At 66.0% G+C, this 24391-nt stretch carries 15 protein-coding genes; 8 read left to right on the forward strand and 7 right to left on the reverse strand.

Going from position 1 to position 24391, the window contains the following annotated elements; all coding sequences use genetic code 11:
* Window positions 1-4 precede the first annotated feature (4 nt).
* The 4 genes from KF707C_RS26465 (at window position 5) to selO (ending at window position 8723) form a co-directional block, all read left to right on the forward strand.
* Complete coding sequence (locus tag KF707C_RS26465) at window positions 5-1807, forward strand: acyl-CoA dehydrogenase (protein WP_003453162.1); 1803 nt, start codon at window positions 5-7, stop codon at window positions 1805-1807.
* A gap of 246 nt (window positions 1808-2053) precedes the next feature.
* Window positions 2054-3796, forward strand: a complete 1743-nt coding sequence (locus KF707C_RS26470; RefSeq protein ID WP_003453165.1) for a potassium/proton antiporter — start codon at window positions 2054-2056, stop codon at window positions 3794-3796.
* Between the two features lie 141 nt (window positions 3797-3937).
* A complete protein-coding gene (gene mscK / locus KF707C_RS26475) occupies window positions 3938-7258 on the forward strand; it encodes a mechanosensitive channel MscK (protein ID WP_003453166.1) in 3321 nt (1106 codons plus the stop codon).
* A gap of 4 nt (window positions 7259-7262) precedes the next feature.
* Window positions 7263-8723, forward strand: coding sequence for a protein adenylyltransferase SelO (gene selO / locus KF707C_RS26480; protein ID WP_003453168.1), 1461 nt, complete (start codon window positions 7263-7265; stop codon window positions 8721-8723).
* Here selO and KF707C_RS26485 read toward each other — a convergent pair.
* Complete coding sequence (locus KF707C_RS26485; RefSeq protein ID WP_036993214.1) at window positions 8707-9417, reverse strand: aspartate/glutamate racemase family protein; 711 nt, start codon at window positions 9415-9417, stop codon at window positions 8707-8709. The genes selO and KF707C_RS26485 overlap by 17 nt on opposite strands.
* Window positions 9418-9656: 239 nt before the next feature.
* Here KF707C_RS26485 and KF707C_RS26490 point away from each other — a divergent pair, with 239 nt between their 5' ends.
* The 4 genes from KF707C_RS26490 (at window position 9657) to KF707C_RS26505 (ending at window position 13375) form a co-directional block, all read left to right on the forward strand.
* On the forward strand, window positions 9657-11444 hold the full coding sequence (locus KF707C_RS26490) for an SLC13 family permease (protein ID WP_003453172.1): 1788 nt from the start codon (window positions 9657-9659) through the stop codon (window positions 11442-11444).
* Between the two features lie 63 nt (window positions 11445-11507).
* Window positions 11508-11942 (forward strand): thioredoxin TrxC, encoded by a 435-nt coding sequence (gene trxC / locus KF707C_RS26495; RefSeq protein ID WP_003453174.1) that lies wholly within the window; start codon window positions 11508-11510, stop codon window positions 11940-11942.
* Between the two features lie 89 nt (window positions 11943-12031).
* Window positions 12032-12475 carry a PaaI family thioesterase gene (locus KF707C_RS26500; RefSeq protein WP_003453175.1) on the forward strand — a complete coding sequence of 148 codons (444 nt, stop codon included), beginning with the start codon at window positions 12032-12034 and terminating at the stop codon, window positions 12473-12475.
* Between the two features lie 75 nt (window positions 12476-12550).
* On the forward strand, window positions 12551-13375 hold the full coding sequence (locus KF707C_RS26505; protein ID WP_003453176.1) for a universal stress protein: 825 nt from the start codon (window positions 12551-12553) through the stop codon (window positions 13373-13375).
* A 28-nt stretch (window positions 13376-13403) separates the two neighbouring features.
* Here the strand turns inward: KF707C_RS26505 and KF707C_RS26510 are convergent, their stop codons facing one another.
* From KF707C_RS26510 to aroB, 6 genes are all read right to left on the reverse strand, one after another.
* Window positions 13404-14168, reverse strand: a complete 765-nt coding sequence (locus tag KF707C_RS26510) for a ParA family protein (protein WP_003453177.1) — start codon at window positions 14166-14168, stop codon at window positions 13404-13406.
* A gap of 106 nt (window positions 14169-14274) precedes the next feature.
* Entirely contained in the window at window positions 14275-15342 is a 1068-nt protein-coding gene (gene hemE, locus KF707C_RS26515) for a uroporphyrinogen decarboxylase (RefSeq protein ID WP_003453178.1), read from the reverse strand.
* Window positions 15343-15467: 125 nt separating this feature from the next.
* Complete coding sequence (locus tag KF707C_RS26520) at window positions 15468-16886, reverse strand: FAD-dependent oxidoreductase (RefSeq protein WP_003453180.1); 1419 nt, start codon at window positions 16884-16886, stop codon at window positions 15468-15470.
* Window positions 16887-16922: 36 nt separating this feature from the next.
* A complete protein-coding gene (gltB, locus tag KF707C_RS26525) occupies window positions 16923-21368 on the reverse strand; it encodes a glutamate synthase large subunit (RefSeq protein WP_003453181.1) in 4446 nt (1481 codons plus the stop codon).
* Between the two features lie 253 nt (window positions 21369-21621).
* Entirely contained in the window at window positions 21622-23259 is a 1638-nt protein-coding gene (locus tag KF707C_RS26530; protein ID WP_003453183.1) for an AAA family ATPase, read from the reverse strand.
* A gap of 9 nt (window positions 23260-23268) precedes the next feature.
* Window positions 23269-24372: a 3-dehydroquinate synthase gene (gene aroB / locus KF707C_RS26535; protein ID WP_003453184.1), complete on the reverse strand. Its 1104-nt coding sequence runs from the start codon at window positions 24370-24372 to the stop codon at window positions 23269-23271.
* Between the last annotated feature and the right edge of the window lie 19 nt (window positions 24373-24391).

Below are 24391 nucleotides of genomic sequence, written 5' to 3' on the forward strand. Positions count from 1 at the left end.
CACCATGTCCGAGACCCTGCTCAGTTCCCGCAACCTGGCCTTCGAACTCTACGAAGTGCTGGATGCCGAAGCCCTGACCCAGCGCGAGCGTTTCGCCGAGCACAACCGCGAAACCTTCGACGCCGCCCTGGGGACCGCCCGTAGCATCGCCGAGAAATTCTTCGCGCCGCACAACCGCAAGGGCGACGAGAACGAACCGGAATATCACGACGGCGCCGCCACGCTGATCCCGGACGTGAAGCCGGCCGTGGACGCCTTCCTCGAGGCCGGCTTCCTCAACGCCACCCGCAGTTTCGAACAGGGCGGCATGCAGTTGCCGACGCTGCTGTCCCAGGCCTGCTTCGCCCACTTCCAGTCGGCCAACGTCGGCAGCTCCGCCTACCCCTTCCTGACCATGGGCGCGGCCAACCTGATCGAGAGTTTCGGCAGCGAGGAACAGAAACAGCGCTTCCTCCAACCCATGATCGAGGGTCGCTTCTTCGGCACCATGGCGCTCACCGAGCCCCACGCCGGCTCCTCCCTGTCGGACATCCGCACCCGTGCAGAACCGGCCGGCGACGGCAGCTACCGCATCAAGGGCAACAAGATCTTCATTTCCGGCGGCGACCACCCGTTGTCGGAGAACATCGTGCACATGGTCCTGGCCAAGCTGCCGGACGCCCCGCCCGGGGTGAAAGGCATCTCGCTGTTCATCGTGCCCAAGTTCCTGGTCAACGATGACGGCTCCCTGGGCAAGCGCAACGACGTCATCCTCGCCGGCCTCTTCCACAAGATGGGCTATCGCGGCACCACCTCCACCGCCCTCAACTTCGGGGACAACGGCGATTGCGTCGGCTACCTCGTGGGCAAGCCCCACCAGGGGCTGGCCTACATGTTCCAGATGATGAACGAGGCGCGCATCGGCGTCGGCATGGGCGCGGTGATGCTGGGCTACGCCGGCTACCTCTACTCCCTCGACTACGCCCGCGAACGCCCGCAAGGCCGCCGCCCGGACGGCAAGGACCCGACCTCGCCCCAGGTGCCCATCATCGAGCACGCCGACGTGCGCCGCATGCTGCTGACCCAGAAGGCCTATGTGGAAGGCGCCTTCGACCTCGGCCTGTACGCCGCCCGCCTGTTCGACGACACCCAGACCCTCGACACCGAGGACGAGCGCAAGCAGGCCCATGAACTGCTGGACCTGCTCACCCCCATCGTCAAGTCCTGGCCCTCGGAGTTCTGCCTCAAGGCCAACGAGCTGGCGATCCAGATCCTCGGCGGGCATGGCTACACCCGCGAGTATCCGGTGGAGCAGTACTACCGCGACAACCGCCTCAACCCGATCCACGAGGGCACCCACGGCATCCAGTCCCTGGACCTGCTGGGCCGCAAACTGGCGCAGAACCAGGGCGCCGGACTCAAGCAACTGACTCGCCTGATCAACCAGTGCTGCGAGCGTGCCGCCGCCTTCGACTCACTGGACGACCTGCGCCAGCCGCTGGAAACCCTGATGAAGCGCCTTTCCAGCGTTACCCTCGGGCTTCTGGGCGACCTGATGCAGGGCCAGGTGAACCGCGCCCTGGCCAACTCGGCGCTCTACCTGAAGGTCTTCGGCCACGCCGTGATCGGCTGGCGCTGGCTGGAGCAGGCGATCCGCGCCCAGGAAGGCCTGGCGCGTGGCAACGCCGCCGACGCCGATTTCTACAAGGGCAAGTTGCAGGCCGCCCGCTACTTCCTCACCTGGGAAGTGCCCGGCTGCCACCACGAACTGGCCCTGCTGGAAGCCCGCGACGACACCTGCCTGGCCATGCAGGACAGCTGGTTCTAGCCCCCCCTTTCGACGGTTTCATGCCCCGCGCACATGCGGGGCTTTTTTTGAGCGTCCCCGTTCCCGGGGGGTTGGCGTCGCCTCCGCGATGCGCCCTTCCGTCGTCCCGACAGTCAGACCCTGCGCCGGGCCTGGCAAGAACCCTGCATGAAATCTTGCAGGAACGCGCCGTCGGCAGGTTAGAATCTTCCCGCAGGCGCCCCCTGCATTTCCTCGAATCCCCCATTCCAATGCAAGGAGCCGCCAGTGGATGCCGCTGCCATCAATAGCCTGTTCCTGATCGGCGCGGTGCTGGTAGGCATGAGCATTCTGGTCAGCGCCTTCGGGTCGCGCTTCGGCGTCCCCATCCTGGTGGTCTTCCTCGTGGTCGGCATGCTGGCCGGCAGCGACGGCCCCGGCGGCATCGTCTTCACCAACTACTCCCAGGCCTACCTGGTGGGCAACCTGGCGCTGGCCATCATCCTTCTGGACGGTGGCCTGCGAACGCGGGCCGCCACCTTCCGCGTGGCCCTCTGGCCCTCGCTCTCCCTGGCCACCGTCGGCGTGCTCATCACCGCCGGCCTGACCGGCGTCGCCGCCGCCTGGCTGTTCAACCTGAGCACCCTGGAAGGCCTGCTGATCGGCGCCATCGTCGGCTCCACCGATGCCGCGGCGGTGTTCAGCCTGCTGGGTGGCAAAGGCCTGAACGAGCGGGTCAGCGCCACCCTGGAAATCGAGTCGGGCAGCAACGACCCAATGGCGGTGTTCCTCACCGTCACCCTGATCGAGATGCTCGCCAGCGGCCAGACCGGCTTCAGCTGGAGCTTCGTCGTCCACATCGTCCAGCAGTTCGGCCTGGGCGCCCTGCTGGGCTTCACGGGGGGCTGGCTGATGCTGCAACTGATCAACCGCCTGACCCTGGCCAACGGCCTCTATCCCTTGCTGGTGGTGGCCGGCGGCCTGCTGGTGTTCGCCGTGACCAACGCCGCGAGCGGCAGCGGCATCCTCGCGGTCTACCTCTTCGGCCTGTTCCTCGGCAACCGCCCGATCCGCTCCCGCCACGGCATCCTGCACATGCTCGACGGCCTGACCTGGCTGGCCCAGATCGGCATGTTCCTGGTGCTGGGCCTGCTGGTAACGCCCCACGAGCTGCTGCCGATCATCCTTCCGGCCCTGGGCCTGGCGTTGTGGATGATCGTGTTCGCGCGGCCGCTGTCGATCTTCCTCGGCCTGCTGCCGTTCCGCGCCTTCCACGACCGGGAGAAAGCCTTCATCGCCTGGGTCGGCCTGCGCGGCGCGGTGCCCATCATCCTGGCGGTGTTCCCGCTGATGGCGGGGCTGCCCAACGCCCAGCTGTTCTTCAACGTGGCCTTCTTCATCGTACTGGTCTCGCTGGTGCTCCAGGGCACCAGCCTGCCCTGGGCGGCCAAGCTGCTGCGAGTGGAGGTCCCCCCGGAGCCGGCGCCCATCTCCCGCGCCGGCCTGGAGGTGCACCCCACCAGCGAGTGGGAGTTGTTCGTCTATCGCCTGGGCGCCGAGAAGTGGTGCATCGGCGCCGCCCTGCGGGAACTGAAGATGCCCGAAGGCACCCGCATCGCCGCCCTGTTCCGCGGCAAGGAACTGCTCCACCCGTCGGGCAGTACCACCCTGGAAGCGGGCGACATCCTCTGCGTGGTAGGCCACGAGCACGACCTGTCGGCCCTCGGCAAGCTGTTCAGCCAGGCGCCGCAACGCGGCCTCGACCTGCGCTTCTTCGGTGACTTCGTGCTGGAAGGCGACGCCCAGCTGTCGGCGGTGGCCTCGCTCTACGGCCTCAAGCTCGGCGAACTCGATGGCCAGCAGCCCCTGGGTCGCTTCATCGCCCACGAGATCGGCGGTGAGCCGGTGGTGGGCGACCAGGTGGAATGGAACGGCCTGACCTGGACCGTTGCGCTGATGGAAGGGAACAAGGTGCGCAAGGTCGGCGTCAAATTCCCCGAAGGTCAGGCACGACCCGGGCTCTTCCTTTAAGCAGCCGCTCTGGCTCAACCCTTCCAGAGCTCGTGGGCACGATCCACGGAACCCGAATCACATCCGCTTGCGCCGGACGGCCCCACCAGGGCCGCCCTGGCATATGATTAGCCGCACGCCAACCCGAGCCACCCCATCGCGATGACAGCCACCCTGCGATCCCTCCTTGCCGCCGCCCTGCTGGGGTTCTGCCTGTCCCCCAACCTGTCCACCGCTGCGCCCGCCACGCCCGGCGTGATCGCCAAGCCCACGGCGCCCGCGGACAGCAAGGCCGCGTCAGCCGACACCGCCCAGCCCTCGATCGAGGAGCAGACCCTGGCCTTCACCAGCAGCCAGGAGCAGAGCAAGCAGGACCTGGCCGCCCTCAAGCGGCAGCTGGCGGACGCTCCGCGCCTGATCAGCGAGGCCCAGCGCGAGCTGGCGCGACTGAAGTCCAACCCGCCGGTGGCGGTGGCCCAGCGCTATGCCAAGTCCCCCCTGCCGGACCTGGAGAAGCTGCTGGACGAGCGCAGCACCGAACAGGGGGAGCTGCAGAAGTCCCTGGCCGAGGCCAACAGCCTGATCATCACCTCCCAGACCCGCCCGGAGCGGGCCCAGGCCGAGATCAGCGCCAACCAGACCCGCATCCAGCAGATCAACGGCCTGCTCAAGAGCGGCAAGGACGCGGGCAAGGCCATCAGCGACGAACAGCGCGGCCTGCTGGTCGCCGAACAGTCCGCCCTGACCGCCCAGACCGAGCTGCGCCGCGAAGAGCTGGCCGGCAACAGCCTGCTGCAGGACCTGGGCAACGCCCAGCGCGACCTGTTGATGGAGCGCATCCGCCGGCTGGAGCAGGTGACCCTCGACCTGCAATCGCTGATCAACGACATGCGCCGGGAAAGCTCGGAGCAGACGGTGGCGCAGCTGAACCGGGAGGCCGGCGAGGCCACCCCCGACAGCCTGGTGGCCAAGGAAAGCGCCATCAACCTGAAGATGTCCGACTACCTGCTACGGACCACCGACCGGCTCAACGAGCTGACCCAGCGCAACCTGCAGACCCGCCAGCAACTGGACAACCTGAGTCAGGCCGACCAGGCGCTGGAAGAGCAGATCAGCGTACTGAGAGGCAGCCTGCTGCTGGCCAAGATCCTCTACCAGCAGAAGCAGGCCCTTCCGCAACTGAAGCTGGACAACAACCTGGCGGACGAAATCGCTGATATCCGCCTGTACCAGTTCGAGCTGAACCAGCAGCGGGAAAAACTGAGCAATTCCCAGGACTACGTCGACAGCCTGCTGGCCCAGCAGCCGTCGGAACAGGTGACCCCGGAGCTGCGCGCCACGCTGACGGACCTGGTCTCGACCCGGGGCGAACTCCTGGATCGCCTCGGCCGCGAACTGAACAACCTGCTCAACGAATCCATCACCCTGCAACTGAACCAGAAGCAGCTCCAGGAAACTTCGACCGCCCTGCGCAAGACGCTCGAAGAGCAGATGTTCTGGATCCCCAGCAACAAGCCGCTGGACCTGAACTGGCTGAAATCGGCGCCCCAGCAGTTGGAGCGCCAACTGGCGGAAATGCCCTGGGGCTCTGGCCTGGTCGAACTGGGCGAAGGCCTGGTGGACCGTCCCTGGCTGTTCCTGCCGCTGTTGCTGGTGATCGGCAGCCTGCTGTGGAAGCGCCGCTACCTCTACGCCCGCCTCGACGCCCTCAACCAGGACGTGGGGCACTTCAGGCGCGATAGCCAGCTGCATACGCCGCTGGCCCTGCTCATCACCGTGCTCCTGGCCCTGCCGGTCAGCCTGTTCCTGGCGCTGTGCGGCTTCGCCCTGCAGATCGACGCCCGGGGCCAGAATGCCACCCTGGGCGCCGCCCTGATGGAAATGGCCCAGGCCTGGATGGTGTTCTACACCCTCTACCGCATCCTCGCCCCCGGCGGCATCGCCGAACTGCACTTCCACTGGGACCGTCCGCAAGTGGCCTTCCTGCGTGGCCAGATCCGTCGCCTGGGCGGCATCGTCATGGCCCTGGTGGCCATCGTCACGGTCGCCGAGCACCAGCCTGCCGCACTGGCCGACGACATCATCGGCGTGCTCGTGGTGCTCAGTTGCTACGCCCTGATGGCCCTGGTGCTGAGCAACCTGCTGCTGGCCGAGCCGATGCGCGAGCAGACCTCGCCCTTCCGCCTGCTGATCGGCGTGGCCTTCACCCTGCTGCCCCTGGCCTTCATCGTCGCCGTGGGCTTCGGCTACTACTACACCTCCCTGAAGCTCACCGACCGGCTGATCAACACCCTCTACCTGCTGATCCTCGTGCTGCTGGTGGAGGCCGCGTTCGTCCGCGGCCTGGGCGTCGCGGCCCGACGCCTCGCCTATCAACGGGTGCTCGCCAAACGCCAGGCCCAGCCCAAGGAGAATGCCGAGGGCGACGAAGTGGTGGTGGAAGAGCCCACCCTGGATATCGAGCAGATCAACCAGCAGTCCCTGCGGCTGATCCGCCTGGCGCTGCTGGGCGTCTTCATCGCCTGCCTCTACCTGGTCTGGGCCGACCTGATCTCGGTGTTCGCCTACCTCGACCAGGTCACCCTGTACCAGTACACCAGCGGCACCGGCGCGGCCGCCACTCTGGTGCCCATCAGCCTGCTGGACGTCCTCGGGGCGCTGATCATCGCCGGCATCACCATCGCCCTGGCGCGCAACCTGCCGGGCCTGCTGGAAGTTCTGGTGCTGTCACGGCTCAGGCTCGCCCAAGGAAGCGCCTATGCCACCACCACCCTGCTCTCCTACGCCATCGCCGGCCTGGGCTTCGTCACCGCGCTGTCCACGCTCGGCGTCAGCTGGGACAAGCTGCAATGGCTGGTGGCCGCGCTCTCGGTGGGCATCGGCTTCGGCATGCAGGCGATCTTCGCCAACTTCATCTCCGGCCTGATCCTGCTGTTCGAGCGTCCCGTGCGCATCGGCGACCTGGTCACCATCGGCACCGTCACCGGCACGGTGAACCGGATCCGCATCCGCGCCACCCACATCACCGACAGCGACCGCAAGGAGGTGATAGTGCCCAACCAGACCTTCCTCACCAGCCAACTGATCAACTGGACCCTGACCGACACCGTCACCCGCATCGTGCTGGTCTACAACGTCAACCGGGGCGCCGACCTGGAACTGGTGCGCAAGCTGCTGCTGCAGGCCACCCAGGAGAACAGCCGCGTGTTGCGCGACCCGGCACCCAGCGTCCAGTTGAAGACCTACGGCGCCAGCACCCTGGAGCACGAGCTGAAGATCTACGTGCGGGAGCTGGGGGATCGCGGCCTGGCCACCGACGAACTGAACCGGCGTATCGACCAGTTGTTCGAGGAACATGGCATCAACACCTCCAGCGTGCCGAAGATGGACATCACCCTCAGCCGCAAGGCGATGCAGCCCGAGTCCGCGCCCAACGACGATGCCGACGCCGCTTCCCGGCCCGATCACGGCATGACAAGCTGAGCCCATGAAGACCCTCGACACCCTTACTTTCGACAACCGCTTCGCCCGCCTGGGCGATGCCTTCTCCACCGAGGTGCTGCCCGAGCCCCTGGACGAACCGCGCCTGGTGGTGGCCAGCCCCGCCGCCCTGGCCCTGCTCGACCTGGACCCGACCGAGGCGGAGTCGACCCTGTTCGCCGAGCTGTTCTCCGGGCACAAGCTCTGGTCCGACGCCCAGCCCAGGGCCATGGTCTATTCCGGGCACCAGTTCGGCGCCTACAACCCACGCCTGGGGGATGGCCGCGGCCTGCTGCTGGGGGAGGTGGTGAACGAGGCCGGGGAGCACTGGGACCTGCACCTCAAGGGCGCCGGGCAGACCCCCTACTCGCGCATGGGCGACGGCCGCGCCGTGCTGCGCAGCTCCATCCGCGAGTTCCTCGCCAGCGAGCACCTGCACGCCCTGGGCATCCCCACCAGCCGCGCCCTCTGCGTCATCGGGTCGAGCACGCCGGTGTACCGCGAGAAGCGTGAAACCGGCGCCATGGTCATGCGTCTGGCCCCGAGCCATGTGCGCTTCGGCCATTTCGAATACTTCTACTACACCCGCCAGCATGAGCAGTTGAAGGTCCTTGGCGAACATGTGCTGGCCTGCCACTTCCCCGACTGCCTCGCCGCCGAGAAGCCCTGGCTGGCGATGTTCCGCACCCTGGTGGAACGCAACGCCGAGCTGATCGCCCGCTGGCAGGCCTATGGCTTCTGCCACGGCGTGATGAACACCGACAACATGTCGATCCTGGGCATCACCTTCGACTACGGCCCCTACGCCTTCCTCGATGATTTCGACGCCAACCACATCTGCAACCATTCCGACGACTCGGGTCGCTACAGCTTCAGCAACCAGGTGCCCATCGCCCACTGGAACCTGGCGGCCCTGGCCCAGGCACTGACCCCCTTCGTCGAGGTGGACGATCTCCGGGAATGCCTCGGTCTCTTCCTCCCGCTCTACCAGGCCCAGTGGCTGGACCTGATGCGCCGCCGCCTGGGCTTCACCCAGGCCGAGGATGGGGACGAGGCCCTGGTGCAGGCACTGCTGAAGCTGATGCAGGGCAGCGCGGTGGACTACACCCAGTTCTTCCGCCGCCTGGGCGACCAGGAAGTGGACGCGGCGCTGGCCCGGCTGCGTGAAGACTTCATCGACCTCGCCGGCTTCGATGCCTGGGGCGCCCAATACAAGGCCCGCACCGCTCGCGAAGGCGAGGACCAGGACGCCCGCCGGGCCCGCATGCATGGCCTGAACCCCTGCTACATCCTGCGCAATTACCTGGCCCAGCGTGCCATCGAGGCGGCGGAACAGGGCGACTACGAGGAGGTCCGCCGTCTCCACGCCGTGCTGTCACGCCCCTTCGACGAGCAGCCCGGCATGGAGGCCTATGCCGAACGCCCACCGGAATGGGGCAGGCACCTGGAAATCAGTTGCTCCTCGTAGGCTCCTCAAGCATCCACTCCAACCCCAGCGCCACATGCCGCTCGCCGCTGTCCACCAGCGGCAGCGGCGCATCGCAGCCCTCCAGCAGCAGGCCGATTTCGGTGCAACCGAGGATCGCCGCCTCCGCGCCCCGCACCTTCAGCCGCTCCAGTTCAGCCAGGTAGAAATCCCGCGCCTCCGGCAGGAAACGGCCCAGGCACAGCTCCTGGAAGATCACCCGGTCGACTTCCGCCATGGCCTCGGGGTCCGGAGTGAGGACCTGGATGCCGAAGCGTTGCCGCAGGCGCTCGCGATAGAAGTCTTCCTGCATGGTGAAGCGCGTCCCCAGCAAGGCCGCCCGCGTCACCCCGCCGGCCTGCAACGCCGTACCTACGGCGTCTCCGATGTGCAACAGGGGAATGTCTACCGCAGCCTCGATGGCCTCGGCCACCTTGTGCATGGTGTTGGTGGCCAGCAGCAGCGCCGTGGCGCCGGCCCCCTGCAGACCGCGGGCCGCCTCGGCCAGCACCGCTCCGGCGGCCGCCCATTCGCCGGCCTTCTGCTGGGCGGCGATCGGCGCGAAGTCCACCGAATGCAGCAGCAGGGACGCGGAGTGCAGGCCACCCAGGCGGTCCCGCACACCGCGATTCAGCAGTTGGTAGTAGGTCAGGGTGGACTCCCAGCTCATGCCGCCCAATACACCCAGCATCCGCATCTCATCGTTCTCCGGAAAGGTAAAACCCGAGCCTAGACGAGGCGCGCGCGCGGACAGCGGTACAGCTTCCGGAAGAGTCCCGGGTACAGCCTCCCGCTCATAACCTAAAGGCATATAAACCTTCAGAAATTATCTTAGACTCTCTAAAAAAACCCCACTAAATTGGCGGCCTTGCGCGGGTGCCTCGAAGGCGAGCCCGATACCTCATACGAGATTCGCACGCCCTTTTAAGGAACCCCATGCCGTCCTGGGACGCTTTCCCGCTCTTCTTCGTGTCTGCCCTGCTGGTCTGGGTTCTCTACGCCTTCGTGCGTGAGAAGTGGAGCCCGGATGTGGTGGTGGCCATTGCCGTCGCCGCGCTGCTGGCCGCCCAGCAGCTGACGCCCCATGACGTGCTCGGCGTGCTGTCCAACTCGGCACCCGTCACCATCGCCTGCATGTTCGTGCTTTCCGCCGCCCTGGAGCGTACCGGCTGCATCGATGCACTGGGCAACTGGCTGGGTGACCTGGTGGGTGACAGCCCGACGCGCGTGCTGGCCGGCCTGATGCTGACCGCGCTGATCGTGTCCGCCTTCCTCAACAACACGCCGGTGGTCGCCATCCTCACGCCGGTGGCCATCGCCCTGGCCAAGCGCGCCAGCAGCTCTCCCTCCAAACTGCTCATCCCGCTGTCCTACGCCACCGTGCTGGGCGGCATGCTGACCATGATCGGCACCTCCACCAACATCCTGGTGGATGGCGTGGCCCGCAAGGCCGGACTCGAGCCTTTCGGCATGTTCGAGATCACCCCGGCCGCCCTCGCCTTCTGCGCCGTCGGCTTCATCTACCTGATGCTCTTCAGCCGTCGCCTCCTGCCGGATCGCGAGACCCTCTCCAAGCAACTGCGTCCGGACCTCGGCCGTACCTTCATGAGCGAGTTGCTGGTACCCCGTGACTCCCCGGTGATCGGTCGCACCATCGGTGAAGCCAACCTGAACGGGGGCAGCGGCCTGAAAGTCCTGAAGATCTTCCGCGACGAGGAGGAAATCACCGAGCCCGGCCACGACACCGTGCTCGCCTCGGGCGACCTGCTGGTGCTCCACGGCCAGGTCAAGGACGTGGTGGACCTGCGGGAAAGCAACAAGCTCAGCTTCAACCGGGGCGAGGCCTTCGAGACCGTCAGCAGCCATGACGTGATAGTCGCCGAGGCCATCGTCGGCCGGAACTCACGCTACAGCCACCGCCCCATGCGCGACCTGGACCTCACCGCGCGATACGGCATCGCCGTGCTCGCCGTGCATCGACAGGACGAGAACGTGCAGGGCAACCTGGACGACTTCCAGCTGCAGTTCGGCGACGTGATGCTGGTGGAGGGCACCCCGGCCCAGATCAAGCGTTTCGCCGACAACGGCGACCTGATCAGCCTCAACGCCGTCCAGGAACGCGCCTATCGCCGGGACAAGGCCCCCATCGCCATCCTCGCCACTCTGGCAGTGGTCATCCTCTCGGCATTCAGCTTCATGCCCATCGAAGGACTGGCGATAATCGCTTGCGCGACGGTTCTGGCCACGCGCTGCCTGGATGTGGAAGACGCCTACAAGGCGGTGGACTGGAAGGTGCTCAGCCTGATCTTCGGCATGCTCGCCATCAGCATCGCCATGGACAGGGTCGGCCTGATCGACCTGGTGGTGGACAAGACCATGGCGGCGATTCCCAACGCCAGCCCCCTGCTGATGCTGGGCTTCGTGTACCTGCTGACCACCATCCTCACCGAGATCCTCTCCAACAATGCCGTGGCGGTCCTGGTGACACCCATCGCCATCGGCATCGCCCAGAGCCTCGGCCTCGATCCGCGCCCCTTCGTGGTGGCCGTGATGTTCGCCGCCAGCGTCAGCTTCGCCACCCCGATCGGCTACCAGACCAATACCTTCGTCTACAACGCCGGCGGTTATCGCTTCAGCGACTTCATGCGCATCGGCATCCCGCTGAACATCCTGATGGTGGGCGTGGCGATGCTGGTCATCCCGCGGATCTGGCCGCTGCAATGACCACGGCTTGATTTATTCCTCTCCCGGCTCCAGATCAGTGTCATTCCCGACCTGGAGCCCTCCATGACCGATCCCCTGCTCGTACCCTGCGCCCAATGCGCCGGCCTCAATCGCATTCCCGCCGCGCGGCTGGGCGACTCGCCCCGCTGCGGTCACTGCAAATCCGCCGTATTGCCCGCTGTGCCCTTCGACCTCGACGAAACCACCTTCGCCCGGCAACTGCGCGGCGACCTGCCGCTGCTGGTGGATGTCTGGGCCGACTGGTGCGGCCCCTGCAAGGCTTTCGCCCCCGTCTACCAGCAAGCGGCTGCCAAGCTCCAGGGACGCTGCCGGCTGGGCAAGCTGGACAGTGAAGCCAATCGGCAACTGGCCGGGCAGCTGGGCATCCGCTCCATCCCGACCCTCATCCTGTTCAGGAATGGCCAGGAGGTGGCGCGCCAGAGCGGCGCCCTGCCCCTGCCGCAGTTGCTGGCCTGGCTGGGCACCCAGGGCGTCTGAGCGATTCAGTCAGCCTGGCTGGCCGACCTGGTCATTGCCCATGGCCGGGCGCTGGCTAGGCTCTGGGAGTCCCCTTCCAGGAGCCCGCCATGCCCTTGCCCATCGAACTGGTTCGCCAGCTGACCGAGGAACAGATCGCCTTCGTCAAACGCAGCGGCCTCAAGGCCGAGATACTGGAGCCCGGCCATGTGCGCCTGCGCATGCCTTTCGAGGGCAACCAGAACCATATCGGCACCCTCTATGCCGGCGCCCTCTTCACCCTGGCCGAGGTTCCCGGGGGCGCGCTCTTCCTCACCAGTTTCGATGCCCGCCGCTTCTACCCCATCGTCAAGGAACTCAACCTGCGCTTCCGCCGCCCCGCCAGGGGCGATATCAGCGTGGACGCCCGCCTTGGCAGCGACGAGATCCAGCGCATCCGACAGGAGGCGGAGGACAGGGGCAAGGCCGACTACTGGCTGGAACTGCAACTGATCGACGCGAGTGGCGAGGTGGTGGCGGAAAGTCGTGGGCTCTACCAGTTGCGGGCCCATTGAGCGGCCTTGCCCTGGATCAATTCGTCGCTCCGGCGGAGGCCGCAGACTGTGACTTCCTCCGAGGAGACCTACACCATGATCGAACACATCCTGGTCGCCCACGACCTCAGCCATGAGGCCGACGTCGCGCTGCGCCGCGCCGTGCAACTCGCCCGCCAGCATCGCGCGCGGCTGTCGCTGCTGCATGTCCTGGAGGACCACCTGCCCAATGCCGTGCAAGGCAGCCTGCGGGACGCCACCCAGCGGCACTTCGCCGAACGGCTGGAACAGCTGGGGGCGACGGATTGCCAGGTGCTCCTGCGCAAGGGGCGCCCGGCACAGCAGATTCTCGAGGAAATGGCGGACAGCCAGGCCGATCTGCTGGTCATCGGCCGGCACCACCACAACGCACCGGAACTGTTCATCGGCACCACCCTGGAGCGGGTCGCCCGGCACCTGAATTCGCCCCTGCTGCTGGTGGTGGGCGATGCCCCCGAACAGCCCTACCAGCATGCCGCCGTCACGCTGGACTTTTCCCTGTGCGCCTGTGACGCACTGCGCACAGCCTGCATCCTGCTGCCGGAAGGCGCGCGCATGACGGCGCTTAACGTGATGGAACTGGGTGGACGGCTGCTCTCGAAAGGCGGCAACTCCGAGGAGTTCCTCACAACCCAGCGAGAACTGCTGGGCAAGCTGCTGGAAGACGAGCTGGGCAGCCTGGAAGGACCCGTGCCAAGCGTGGCGCTTGACGTGATCAGGGGGGCCCTGCCCAAAGCCATGGATGACGCCATCGGCACCCACCGGCCACAGTTGCTGGCCGTCGGCAGCCACGGTCGGAGCCTGATCACCCAGGCCCTGCTGGGCAGCCTGGCGTTGCGCTACCTGCAGAATCCCCCCTGCGACCTGCTGCTGGTGAAATGACCGCTCCCCGCCCCGGCGGGTAGCGCTCTCAGCTTTCCAAAAGGTCGTGCAGCTCGACGAACTGCTGGGTGAGCTTGTGACGGGGTTCCAGGTAGATCAGGGGTTTGCAGGCCTGGTGGGATTCGCGCATCTTCACCGACATCATCAGGTTCACGGGCAGCACCGGCAGCCCCTCCTCAACCAGTTCGTCCAGCAGCTGCTGGGGCAGCGACGCGCGGGGCTGGAACTGATTGACCACTATGCCTTCCACTTCGAGTCCTTCGTTGTGGTCCTCCTTCAGCTCCTCGATCTCCGCCAGCAGGCCGTACAGGGCATTGCGGGAGAAGCTGTCGCAATCGAAGGGTATCAGGCAGCGATCGGCGGCGATCAGTGCGGAAACCGTGTAGAAGTTGAGGGCTGGCGGCGTATCCAGGTAGATCCTGTCATAGTCCTCGGCCAGGTCTTCCAGCAGTTTCCGCAGCTTGTTGATCTTGTGCTTGGCCTCCAGCTTGGGCTGCAGGTCGGCCAATTCCGCCGTGGCGGTCACCACGTGCAGGTTGTCGAAAGGCGTCTCGTAGATGTCCACCTTGCCCTTGCGGAAGGCGGTGGGCGACAGGGTCTGCTTGAAGAAATCGGCGATCCCGACCGGTATGTCCTCGCCGGTGAGCCCAGTGAGGTAATGGGTGGAATTGGCCTGGGCATCCAGGTCGATCAGCAGGGTGCGGTACCCCTGGGATGCACTCACCGCAGCCAGGTTGCAGGCAATGCTGGACTTGCCCACTCCACCTTTCTGATTGAACACCACTCGCCGCATCGCACACCTCCCTGAGCCGTATAGGTAGCGGATTCTATGCAATGCCCGTGACAAGGGCGAGGTCCGCCGCGAAAAGCACGAGGCCCGCGATCGCGGGCCCCGTGGGTCAGACGTGATACTGCGCCGACAGCTCGTGCACCGCCTCGAAGAAGGCGCCGGCATGGGCCGGGTCCACTTCCGGGGTGATGCCGTGGCCCAGGTTGAACACATGGCCGGAGCCTGGGCCGTAGGCGGCGAGGATACGGTCCACCTCGGCACGGATCGCGGCCGGGCTGGCGTAGAGCACCGAGGGGTCCATGTTGCCCTGCAGGGCGACCTTGTCGCCGACGCGGGCGCGGGCGCTGCCGATGTCGCAGGTCCAGTCCAGGCCCAGGGCCTCGGCGCCGGTGTCGGCCATGGACTCCAGCCAGAGGCCGCCGCCCTTGGTGAAGAGGATGACCGGCACGCGACGGCCGTCGTGCTCGCGGATCAGGCCGTCGACGATCTTCCGCATGTAGGCCAGGGAGAACTCCTGGTAGGCCGCAGCGGAGAGCGCGCCGCCCCAGGAGTCGAAGATCTGCACGGCCTGGGCGCCGGCGCGGATCTGGCCGTTGAGGTAGGCGGTGACCGACTGGGCCAGCTTGTCCAGCAGGGCATGCATGGCCTGGGGGTCGTTGTAGAGCATGGCCTTGGACTTGCGGAAGTCGCGGCTGGAACCGCCCTCGACCATGTAGGTGGCCAGGGTCCAGGGACTGCCGGAGAAGCCGATCAGCGGTACGCGACCATTCAGCTCGCGACGGATGGTCCGCACGGCGTCCATCACATAGCCCAGGTCCTTATCCGCATCAGGGATCGGCAGGGCGTCGATATCGGCCTGGCTGCTGACCACCTTCCTGAAGCGCGGCCCCTCGCCGGTCTCGAAGAACAGGCCCTGCCCCATGGCGTCGGGGATGGTGAGGATGTCGGAGAAGAGGATCGCCGCGTCCAGCTGCGGATAGCGATCCAGCGGCTGCAGGGTGACCTCGCAGGCCAGCTCCGGGTTCATGCACAGGCTCATGAAGTCACCGGCCTTGGCGCGGGTGGCACGGTACTCGGGCAGGTAGCGACCGGCCTGGCGCATCATCCAGACGGGCGTGACATCGACGGGCTGCTTGAGCAGGGCACGAAGGAAACGGTCGTTCTTCAGGGCGGTCATGGCAGGTTCCCAAGAAAAAAGTGCGGGCATTCTCGCAAAGCCCAACGCAAAAGGCACGGCGGGTGCCGTGCCTTTTGTCCATCGCGACGAAATGACGCGAACCGCAGCTCTCCAAGCGCAGTGGCTTAGACGCCCAGGTAGTCCAGGATGCCTTCGGCGGCGGTGCGCCCCTCGAAGATCGCCGTCACCACCAGGTCGGAACCCCGGACCATGTCACCACCGGCGAATACCTTCGGGTTGCTGGTCTGGTGCTTGAACTGCGCCTGGGCCGGCGCCACCACGCGGCCCTGGCTGTCGATGCGGATGTCGAACTGGTCGAACCAGGGGGCCGGGCTCGGGCGGAAACCGAAGGCGATCAGCACGGCCTCGGCCGGGATGATCTCCTCGGAGCCCGGGATCGGCTCGGGGCTGCGGCGGCCACGGGCATCGGGTTCGCCGAGGCGGGTCTCGACCACCTTCACGCCTTCCACCTTGTCCTCGCCGACGATGGCGATGGGCTGGCGGTTGAAGAGGAACTTCACGCCTTCTTCCTTGGCGTTCTTCACCTCTTTGCGCGAGCCGGGCATGTTCTCTTCGTCACGGCGATAGGCACAGGTCACGGCCTTGGCGCCCTGGCGGATGGAGGTGCGGTTGCAGTCCATCGCGGTGTCGCCACCGCCCAGGACCACCACGCGCTTGCCCTTCATGTCGATGAAGTCCTCGGGGGACTTCTCGAAGCCGAGGTTGCGGTTGACGTTGGCGATCAGGAAGTCCAGCGCGTCATGCACGCCCGGCAGGTCCTCGCCCGGGAAGCCGCCCTTCATGTAGGTGTAGGTCCCCATGCCCATGAACACCGCGTCGAATTCCTCGAGCAGCTGATCCATGGTGATGTCCTTGCCCACTTCGGTGTTCAGGCGGAACTCCACGCCCATGCCGCCGAAGACTTCGCGGCGACGACTGAGGACATGCTTCTCCAGCTTGAATTCGGGAATGCCGAAGGTCAGCAGGCCACCGATCTCGGGGTTCTTGTCGAACACCACCGGGGTCACGCCATTGCGCACCAGCACGTCGGCGCAGCCCAGGCCGGCCGGGCCCGCGCCGATGACGGCGACACGCTTGCCGGTGGGCTTGACCTTGGACATGTCAGGGCGCCAGCCCATGGCGAAGGCGGTGTCGGTGATGTACTTCTCCACCGAGCCGATGGTCACCGCGCCGAAACCGTCGTTCAGGGTGCAGGCACCCTCGCACAGGCGGTCCTGGGGGCAGACCCGGCCGCAGACTTCCGGCAGGGTATTGGTCTGGTGGGACAGTTCGGCGGCGGCCAGGATGTTGCCTTCCGAGACCAGCTTCAGCCAGTTCGGAATGAAGTTGTGCACCGGGCACTTCCACTCGCAATAGGGGTTGCCGCAGCCGAGGCAGCGGTGGGCCTGCTCGGAAGCCTGCTGGGGCTTGAACAGGTCGTGGATCTCGACGAATTCCTTCTTGCGCTGGCGCAGCAGTTTCTTCTTCGGATCCTTGCGCCCGACCTCGATGAACTGGAAGTCGTTGTTCAGACGTTCAGTCATTAATAAAACCTCATCAAACCACTTCAGGCGCTGTTGTCATTGCGGGTTGGCACGGGTGCTGGAGAGCAGCGAGCCCAGGCTCGCGGCTTTCGGCTTGACCAGCCAGAACTTGCGCAGGTAATCGTCCAGGTTCTCCAGCAGGTGGGCACCCCAGTCGCTGGAGGTTTCCTTGACGTACTCCACCAGCACGCTGTGCAGGTGGCTGCGGTAGGCCTCCATGGACTCGTTGCTGATGCGCTGGATCTCCACCAGTTCGTGGTTCACCCGGTCGACGAAGCTGTTGTCCAGGTCGAGCACGTAGGCGAAGCCGCCGGTCATGCCGGAACCGAAGTTGTAGCCGGTCTTGCCGAGCACGCAGACGAAACCGCCGGTCATGTACTCGCAGCAGTGGTCGCCGGTGCCTTCCACCACGGCGTGAGCACCGGAGTTGCGCACGGCGAAACGCTCACCGGCGGTACCCGCGGCAAACAGCTTGCCACCGGTGGCGCCGTAGAGGCAGGTGTTGCCGACGATCGCCGACTCCTGGCTCTTGAACGGGCTGACCTTCGGCGGGGTGATCACCAGCTTGCCACCGGTCATGCCCTTGCCCACGTAGTCGTTGGCGTCGCCTTCCAGGTACAGGTGCAGGCCGCCGGCGTTCCAGACGCCGAAGCTCTGGCCGGCGGTGCCCTTGAAGCGGAAGGTCACCGGCTTGTCCTTCATGCCCTGGTTGCCGTGGCGACGGGCGATCTCGCCGGAGACACGCGCGCCGATGGAACGGTCGCAGTTGCCGATTTCCAGGTCGTAGCAGCCACCGGTCTTGTTCTCCACGGCAGCCTGGGCGATTGCCCACATTTTCTCGGCCAGCAGGCCCTGGTCGAACGGCGGGTTCTTCTCGACCTGGCAGAACTGCGGCTTGTCGGCCGGGATCAGGTCGCTGCCCAGCAAGGGAGTCAGGTCCAGGTTGCCCTGCTTGGCGGTCTCGCCCGGCAGGATATCCAGCAGGTCGGTACGGCCGATCAGCTCACCGAGGCTGCGCACACCGACCCTGGCCAGCCACTCGCGGGTTTCCTCGGCGATGTAGGTGAAGAAGTTCATCACCATCTCGACAGTGCCGATGAAATGATCCTTGCGCAGCTTGTCGTTCTGGGTGGCAACACCGGTGGCGCAGTTGTTCAGGTGGCAGATGCGCAGGTACTTGCAACCCAGGGCGACCATGGGCGCGGTGCCGAAGCCGAAGCTCTCGGCGCCGAGGATGGCCGCCTTGATCACGTCGAGGCCGGTCTTCAGGCCACCGTCGGTCTGCACCCGGACCTTGCCGCGCAGGTCGTTGCCCCGCAGGGTCTGGTGCGCCTCGGAGAGGCCCAGCTCCCAGGGGCTGCCGGCGTACTTGATGGAGGTCAGCGGAGACGCTCCGGTGCCGCCGTCGTAGCCGGAAATGGTGATCAGGTCGGCGTAGGCCTTGGCCACGCCGGCGGCGATGGTGCCGACGCCGGGCTCGGCCACCAGCTTCACCGACACCAGCGCCTGCGGGTTGACCTGCTTGAGGTCATAGATCAGCTGCGCCAGGTCCTCGATGGAGTAGATGTCGTGGTGCGGCGGAGGCGAGATCAGGGTCACGCCGGGCACTGCGTAGCGCAGGCGGGCGATCAGGCCGTTGACCTTGCCGCCGGGCAGCTGGCCGCCCTCGCCGGGCTTGGCGCCCTGAGCCACCTTGATCTGCAGCACTTCGGCGTTGACCAGGTACTCGGGGGTGACACCGAAGCGGCCGGTGGCCACCTGCTTGATCTTGGAGCTGCGCAGGGTGCCGTAGCGGGCCGGGTCTTCGCCGCCCTCACCGGAGTTGGAGCGCGCACCCAGGCGGTTCATGGCCTCAGCGATGGCTTCATGGGCCTCCGGAGACAGCGCGCCGAGGGAGATGCCTGCGGAGTCGAAGCGCTTGAGGATGTCCTCGACCGGCTCGACCTCATCCAGGGACAGCGGCTGGGCGGCCTCCTTGACCTTGAGCAGGTCGCGGATCATGGACACCGGGCGCTGGTCCACCAGGGCGGTGTATTCCTTGTACTTCTCGTAGTTGCCTTCCTTCACCGCCGCCTGCAGGGCGTTGACCACGTCGGGGTTGTAGGCGTGGTACTCGCCACCGTAGACGAACTTCAGCAGGCCGCCCTGCTGGATCGGACGACGGTTGTTCCAGGCTTCCTGGGCCAGCAGCTTCTGCTCGGCCTCGATGTCGACGAAACGGGCACCCTGGATGCGACTGGCGACGCCGCGGAAGCTGAGGTCGACCACTTCATCGGCCAGGCCCACGGCTTCGAACAACTGGGCGCCGCGGTAGGAGGCGATGGTGGAGATCCCCATCTTCGAGAGGATCTTCAGCAGGCCCTTGGAGATGCCCTTGCGGTAGTGCTTGAAGACTTCGTACAGGTCGCCCAGCACCTCGCCGGTGCGGATCAGGTCGGCCAGCACTTCGTAGGCGAGGAAGGGGTACACGGCGGAGGCGCCGAAACCCACCAGCACCGCGAAATGGTGCGGGTCACGGGCGGTAGCGGTTTCCACCAGGATGTTGCAGTCGCAACGCAGGCCCTTCTCCACCAGGCGATGGTGCACGGCGCCAACGGCCAGGGATGCGTGGGCCGGCAGCTTGCCGGGCGCGATGTGGCGGTCGGTCAGCACCAGCAGGACCTTGCCGGCGCGCACGGCTTCCTCGGCCTGGTCGGCCATGTTGCGCACGGCGGCCTCGAGCCCGAGGGACTCGTCGTAGTTCAGGTCGATGATCTGGCGCTCGAAGCCCGGACGTTCCAGGCTCATCAGCGCGTGCCACTTGGCCGGGGAAATCACCGGGCTGCTGAGGATCACGCGGGTGGCGTGGTCCGGGGACTCGCTGAAGATGTTGCGCTCGGCGCCCAGGCAGATCTCCAGGGACATGACGATGGCTTCGCGCAGCGGGTCGATCGGCGGGTTGGTCACCTGCGCGAACTGCTGGCGGAAGTAGTCGTAGGTCGAACGGATGCGCTGGGACAGCACGGCCATGGGAGTGTCGTCGCCCATGGAGCCGACGGCCTCCTGGCCCTGCTCGGCCAACGGGCGCAGCACCTGGTCACGCTCCTCGAAGGTGACCTGGAACATCTTCATGTACTGCTTCAGCTGGTCGCTGTCGTAGCTGGCGGCGCCATGGTCGTCGTCGAGCTTGGCCTGGATGCGCACGGCGCTCTGGCGCAGCCACTGCTTGTAGGGGTGACGCGACTTCAGGCGGTTGTCGATGTCCTCGGTGTTGAGGATCTGGCCGGTCTCGGTGTCGACGGCGAGGATCTGGCCCGGGCCGACGCGGCCCTTGGCGATGACGTCCTCGGGCTTGTAGTCCCACACGCCGATTTCGGAGGCCAGGGTGATGTAGCCGTTCCGGGTGGTGACCCAGCGGGCCGGACGCAGGCCGTTGCGATCCAGCAGGCAGGCGGCGTAGCGGCCGTCGGTCAGTACGACGCCGGCGGGGCCATCCCAGGGCTCCATGTGCATGGAGTTGTATTCGTAGAAGGCGCGCAGGTCGGCATCCATGGTCTCCATGTTCTGCCAGGCCGGCGGAATGATCATGCGCACGCCACGGAACAGGTCGATACCGCCGGTGACCATCAGTTCCAGCATGTTGTCCATGCTGGAGGAGTCGGAGCCGACGCGGTTGACCAGCGGGCCCAGCTCGTCGATGTCGGGCAACTGGTCGTTGGCGAACTTGGTGCGGCGGGCGACCGCCCAGTTGCGGTTGCCGGTGATGGTGTTGATCTCGCCGTTGTGGGCGAGGAAGCGGAAGGGCTGCGCCAGCGGCCACTTCGGCAGGGTGTTGGTGGAGAAGCGCTGGTGGAAGACGCAGATGGCGGTCTGCAGGCGCTCGTCACCCAGGTCCGGGTAGAACTGCTGCAGGTCCGCCGGCATCATCAGGCCTTTGTAGATGATGGTCCTGTTGGAGAAGCTGCAGATGTAGTGGTCGCTGTCCTCGGCGTTGGCCACGGAGGAGCGGCGACGGGCGCTGAACAGCTTGACCGCCATTTCCTGGTCGGACAGGCCGGCGCCACCGATGAAGACCTGCTCGATCTGCGGCAGGCGCTCCAGGGCCAGGCGGCCGAGGACGCTGGTATCCACCGGGACCTTGCGCCAGCCGATCAGCTGCAGGCCGGCCTTGGCGATCTCGCGGTTCATGTTCTCGCGAGCGGCTTCGGCACGCACCGGGTCCTGATTGAAGAACACCATGCCGACAGCGTACTGATCGGGCAGCGAGACGCCAAAGGTCTCCTGGGCGATCGCACGCAGGAAAAGGTCAGGTTTTTGAATCAGCAGACCACAACCATCACCCGTCTTGCCGTCGGCGTTGATGCCGCCGCGATGGGTCATGCAGGTCAGGGCTTCGATGGCGGTGTTCAGGAGGTCGTGACTCGCCTCACCTTGCATGTGGGCGATCAAGCCGAAACCGCAGTTATCCTTGAACTGATCAGGATGGTACAGACCTGCTTTCATAGGGGAACTCTCACCAGGGCTGCCTCCGAAAAGAGGCAGAATTGCTTTGTAATTCAACTCCTTACCGTACGCACCGGACTTGGCGCCAGCTTTTACGTAGGGCAAAGGGAGGTCATTGTACATAGCAGGCTGGTCGACCACAAATCTTAACGACCAACAAGTGAAAGTGGATGTCGCAAAAATGAATGAATAGACCAGGCGGCCGTGCTAACGACCGCCTGGTCACAAGGCGGGGGATCAGGCTCGCTGGATACTAGCGAGCCATCTCCTGCTGGATGCTGGCGAAGGTCTTGGGCCAGGGCTTGCCGGCCTGGACCTTGGCGGGCAGCGACTTGATCGCGGCCTGGGCGGCGGAGCGGCTGGAGAAGCTGCCGTAGGTCACCACATAGAGCGCCTTGCCCTGGTGCAGCTTCTTGAAGTAACGATACTGCCCCCCATTCTGCTGGACGAAGGCCTTGGCATTGCTCTCGGAACTCGTGCCAAGCACCTGCAGCGCGAAATGGCTGCCGGACTGGCCACGGTACCAGGCGCCGCCCGCACTTCCGGCACCCACGGGCGCGGCAGGCGCTGCGACCGGCTTCTCGGCGGGCTTGACCACTGCTTGCGTGGCAGCAGGCTTGGCCACTGGTGCAGCAGGCGCTGCGGGCTTGGGCTCTGGCGCCGATGCCGCTGGCACTGGTGCTGGCGCGACAGGCGTCGCGGGGGCCACTGCGATTGGCTTGGAGGGCACAGGCAGAGGCTGGGCAGAGGCGATGGGCTGCACGGGCGCGGCAGGCGCCGGACCAGCCGGCACACCTACGGGAGGCGCCGTGGTGGTCACGGTGGGCGGCACATTGGAAGCGCCCTCCTGGGCCGGAGCGTCTTCCATCTCTCCCTGACCGGCAGCCTGGGCCAGCGGCTCACGGATGACCGGCTGCGCCTCCCCTACCAACGGCAACGGCAGCGGCTGCGAAGAGCCGGCGAATTCGACGGCGGGCGAGCCCGCCTCTCCGTCAACCTGGGCTTCGGCGGTGGCCGGGGCGCTGTCGGGCGCCGGTTCGTTGCGGCCCTGCATCATCCAGGCGGCGACGACCCCGATGCCGACGACGGCGAGGGCCAACAGGTGCTTCTTCGGCAGACTGAATCCACCTGGTGATTTACGGGCGGCGCCACGCTGGGCGAGCATCGCCTCGATCAAGAGATCGCGCGCCACCTGATTGATGGCGCCCGGCCAACCGCCGGACTGCAGGTGGATATCCTCAACCTGCTCATCACTGAGGAGATCGATCTCACGCCCCGCGCCTTCGAGGCGCTGGGCGAGGTACTCGCGGGTTTCTTCCGGGCTGTAGGGCTGCAATTCGATGACATGGAAGCGCTCTTCGCCTTCGTTTAGCGTATCCAGGCGTTCCAGAAGCGAATCTTCGCCGAACAGGAAGACATGGGCGCGGGCCTCGACATTGCCCTGGGACAGAGTCAACAGGTTCTCGAGGGAGGCGTCGTCCAATTCCTCGGCGTCATCCACCAGCAGGTAGACCTCCTGGCCGGTGATGGACAACTGGGCGATCTGGGCCAGCACCGAACGTACATCGGCCTGGGCGATATTCAATCCCTGGGCGATCTGCCGGAGCAGCCCCCCCACCTCCGCCGAGTTGCGTGCCGACACCACCAGGCTCTGTACCGCCTGTTTGTTGGTGCTGGCCACCAGGGCCTGGCGCAGCAGGGTCTTGCCACTCCCGTGGGGGCCGCTGACCACCAGCATCAGTTGGCTATAACGCGCCAGATGATGAAGCTGGCCCAGCACCGGCTTGCGCTGGGCAGGGAAGAACTTGAAGCCGGGCACCCGCGCGGCAAAGGGGTCATGGGTGAACTGATAGTGGCCGAGATAGGCCTCGTCGGCGTGCAGGCTGCTCATGCTAATCCCTTATTCTCCGGGCTGTTCGGCCAGGGCGCGGTAGTCGGTGGCGAGGGTGGCCTCCAGAATTTCCCGCGGATAATCGGCGGTGACGACGGCGTCCCCGACCTGGCGCAGCAGCACCAGGCGCAGTTGACCATCGAGCACCTTCTTGTCTACGGCCATGTGCTGGAGGAAATGTTCCGCCGTCATCTCCGCCGGCGGTACGACCGGAAGGCCGGCATCTCGCAACAGGCGGATCGCGGCATCGCGCTCTTCAGCGGAAATCCACCCCAGTCGACTGGACATCTCCAGGGCCATGACGGTGCCGGCCGATACCGCTTCACCGTGCAGCCATGCGCCATAGCCCATGTGGGTTTCGATGGCGTGTCCGAAGGTATGGCCCAGGTTGAGAATGGCGCGCAGGCCGGATTCTCGCTCGTCCGCCCCGACCACACGGGCCTTGGCGGCACAGGAGCGTTCGATGGCTTCGGTCAGCGCGTTGGCGTCCAGCCCGCGCAGGGCGGGCATCCGCTCTTCCAGCCAGGGCAGGAAGGAGACGTCGCAGATCAGGCCGTACTTGATGACCTCGGCCAGCCCGGCGGACAGCTCGCGCCCCGGCAGGGTCTTCAGGCTGTCGGTGTCGATGATCACGGCCTTGGGCTGGTAGAAGGCACCGACCATGTTCTTGCCCAGCGGGTGGTTGATCCCGGTCTTGCCGCCCACCGAGGAGTCGACCTGGGACAGCAGCGTGGTCGGCACCTGGATGAAGTCGACGCCGCGCTGGTAGCAGGCCGCGGCGAATCCAGCCATGTCGCCGATCACGCCGCCACCCAGGGCGATGATAGTGGTGCGGCGATCATGGCGCGCGCCCAACAGGGCGTCGAAGATCAGTTGCAGGGTTTCCCAGTTCTTGTGGGCCTCGCCATCGGGCAGGACCACAGGCAGCACCGAATAGCCCTGGAGCGTACGGGTCAAGGTCTCCAGATAGAGCGGAGCGACCGTTTCATTGGTGACGATGGCCACCTGCCGGCCAGCGATATGGGGCGCGAAGAGCTCCGACCGCGACAGCAATCCGGAACCGATGTGGATGGGATAGCTACGCTCGCCGAGATCGACCTGAAGTGTTCGCATGGGGCCCCCGATTTCAAAA

Origin of the sequence: Pseudomonas furukawaii (assembly GCF_002355475.1) — a bacterium.
GTDB classification, from domain to species: Bacteria; Pseudomonadota; Gammaproteobacteria; order Pseudomonadales; family Pseudomonadaceae; genus Metapseudomonas; species Metapseudomonas furukawaii.

Coding starts and splice junctions, on each gene's coding strand:
- KF707C_RS26500 (WP_003453175.1), top strand. CDS start 12,032: ATGCCCTTGCCCATCGAACTGGTTCGCCAGCTGACCGAGGAACAGATC.
- KF707C_RS26465 (WP_003453162.1), top strand. CDS start 5: ATGTCCGAGACCCTGCTCAGTTCCCGCAACCTGGCCTTCGAACTCTAC.
- KF707C_RS26505 (WP_003453176.1), top strand. CDS start 12,551: ATGATCGAACACATCCTGGTCGCCCACGACCTCAGCCATGAGGCCGAC.
- selO (WP_003453168.1), top strand. CDS start 7,263: ATGAAGACCCTCGACACCCTTACTTTCGACAACCGCTTCGCCCGCCTG.
- KF707C_RS26530 (WP_003453183.1), bottom strand. CDS start 23,259: ATGAGCAGCCTGCACGCCGACGAGGCCTATCTCGGCCACTATCAGTTC.
- trxC (WP_003453174.1), top strand. CDS start 11,508: ATGACCGATCCCCTGCTCGTACCCTGCGCCCAATGCGCCGGCCTCAAT.
- KF707C_RS26485 (WP_036993214.1), bottom strand. CDS start 9,417: ATGCGGATGCTGGGTGTATTGGGCGGCATGAGCTGGGAGTCCACCCTG.
- KF707C_RS26490 (WP_003453172.1), top strand. CDS start 9,657: ATGCCGTCCTGGGACGCTTTCCCGCTCTTCTTCGTGTCTGCCCTGCTG.
- gltB (WP_003453181.1), bottom strand. CDS start 21,368: ATGAAAGCAGGTCTGTACCATCCTGATCAGTTCAAGGATAACTGCGGT.
- KF707C_RS26510 (WP_003453177.1), bottom strand. CDS start 14,168: ATGCGGCGAGTGGTGTTCAATCAGAAAGGTGGAGTGGGCAAGTCCAGC.
- KF707C_RS26520 (WP_003453180.1), bottom strand. CDS start 16,886: ATGACTGAACGTCTGAACAACGACTTCCAGTTCATCGAGGTCGGGCGC.
- mscK (WP_003453166.1), top strand. CDS start 3,938: ATGACAGCCACCCTGCGATCCCTCCTTGCCGCCGCCCTGCTGGGGTTC.
- hemE (WP_003453178.1), bottom strand. CDS start 15,342: ATGACCGCCCTGAAGAACGACCGTTTCCTTCGTGCCCTGCTCAAGCAG.
- aroB (WP_003453184.1), bottom strand. CDS start 24,372: ATGCGAACACTTCAGGTCGATCTCGGCGAGCGTAGCTATCCCATCCAC.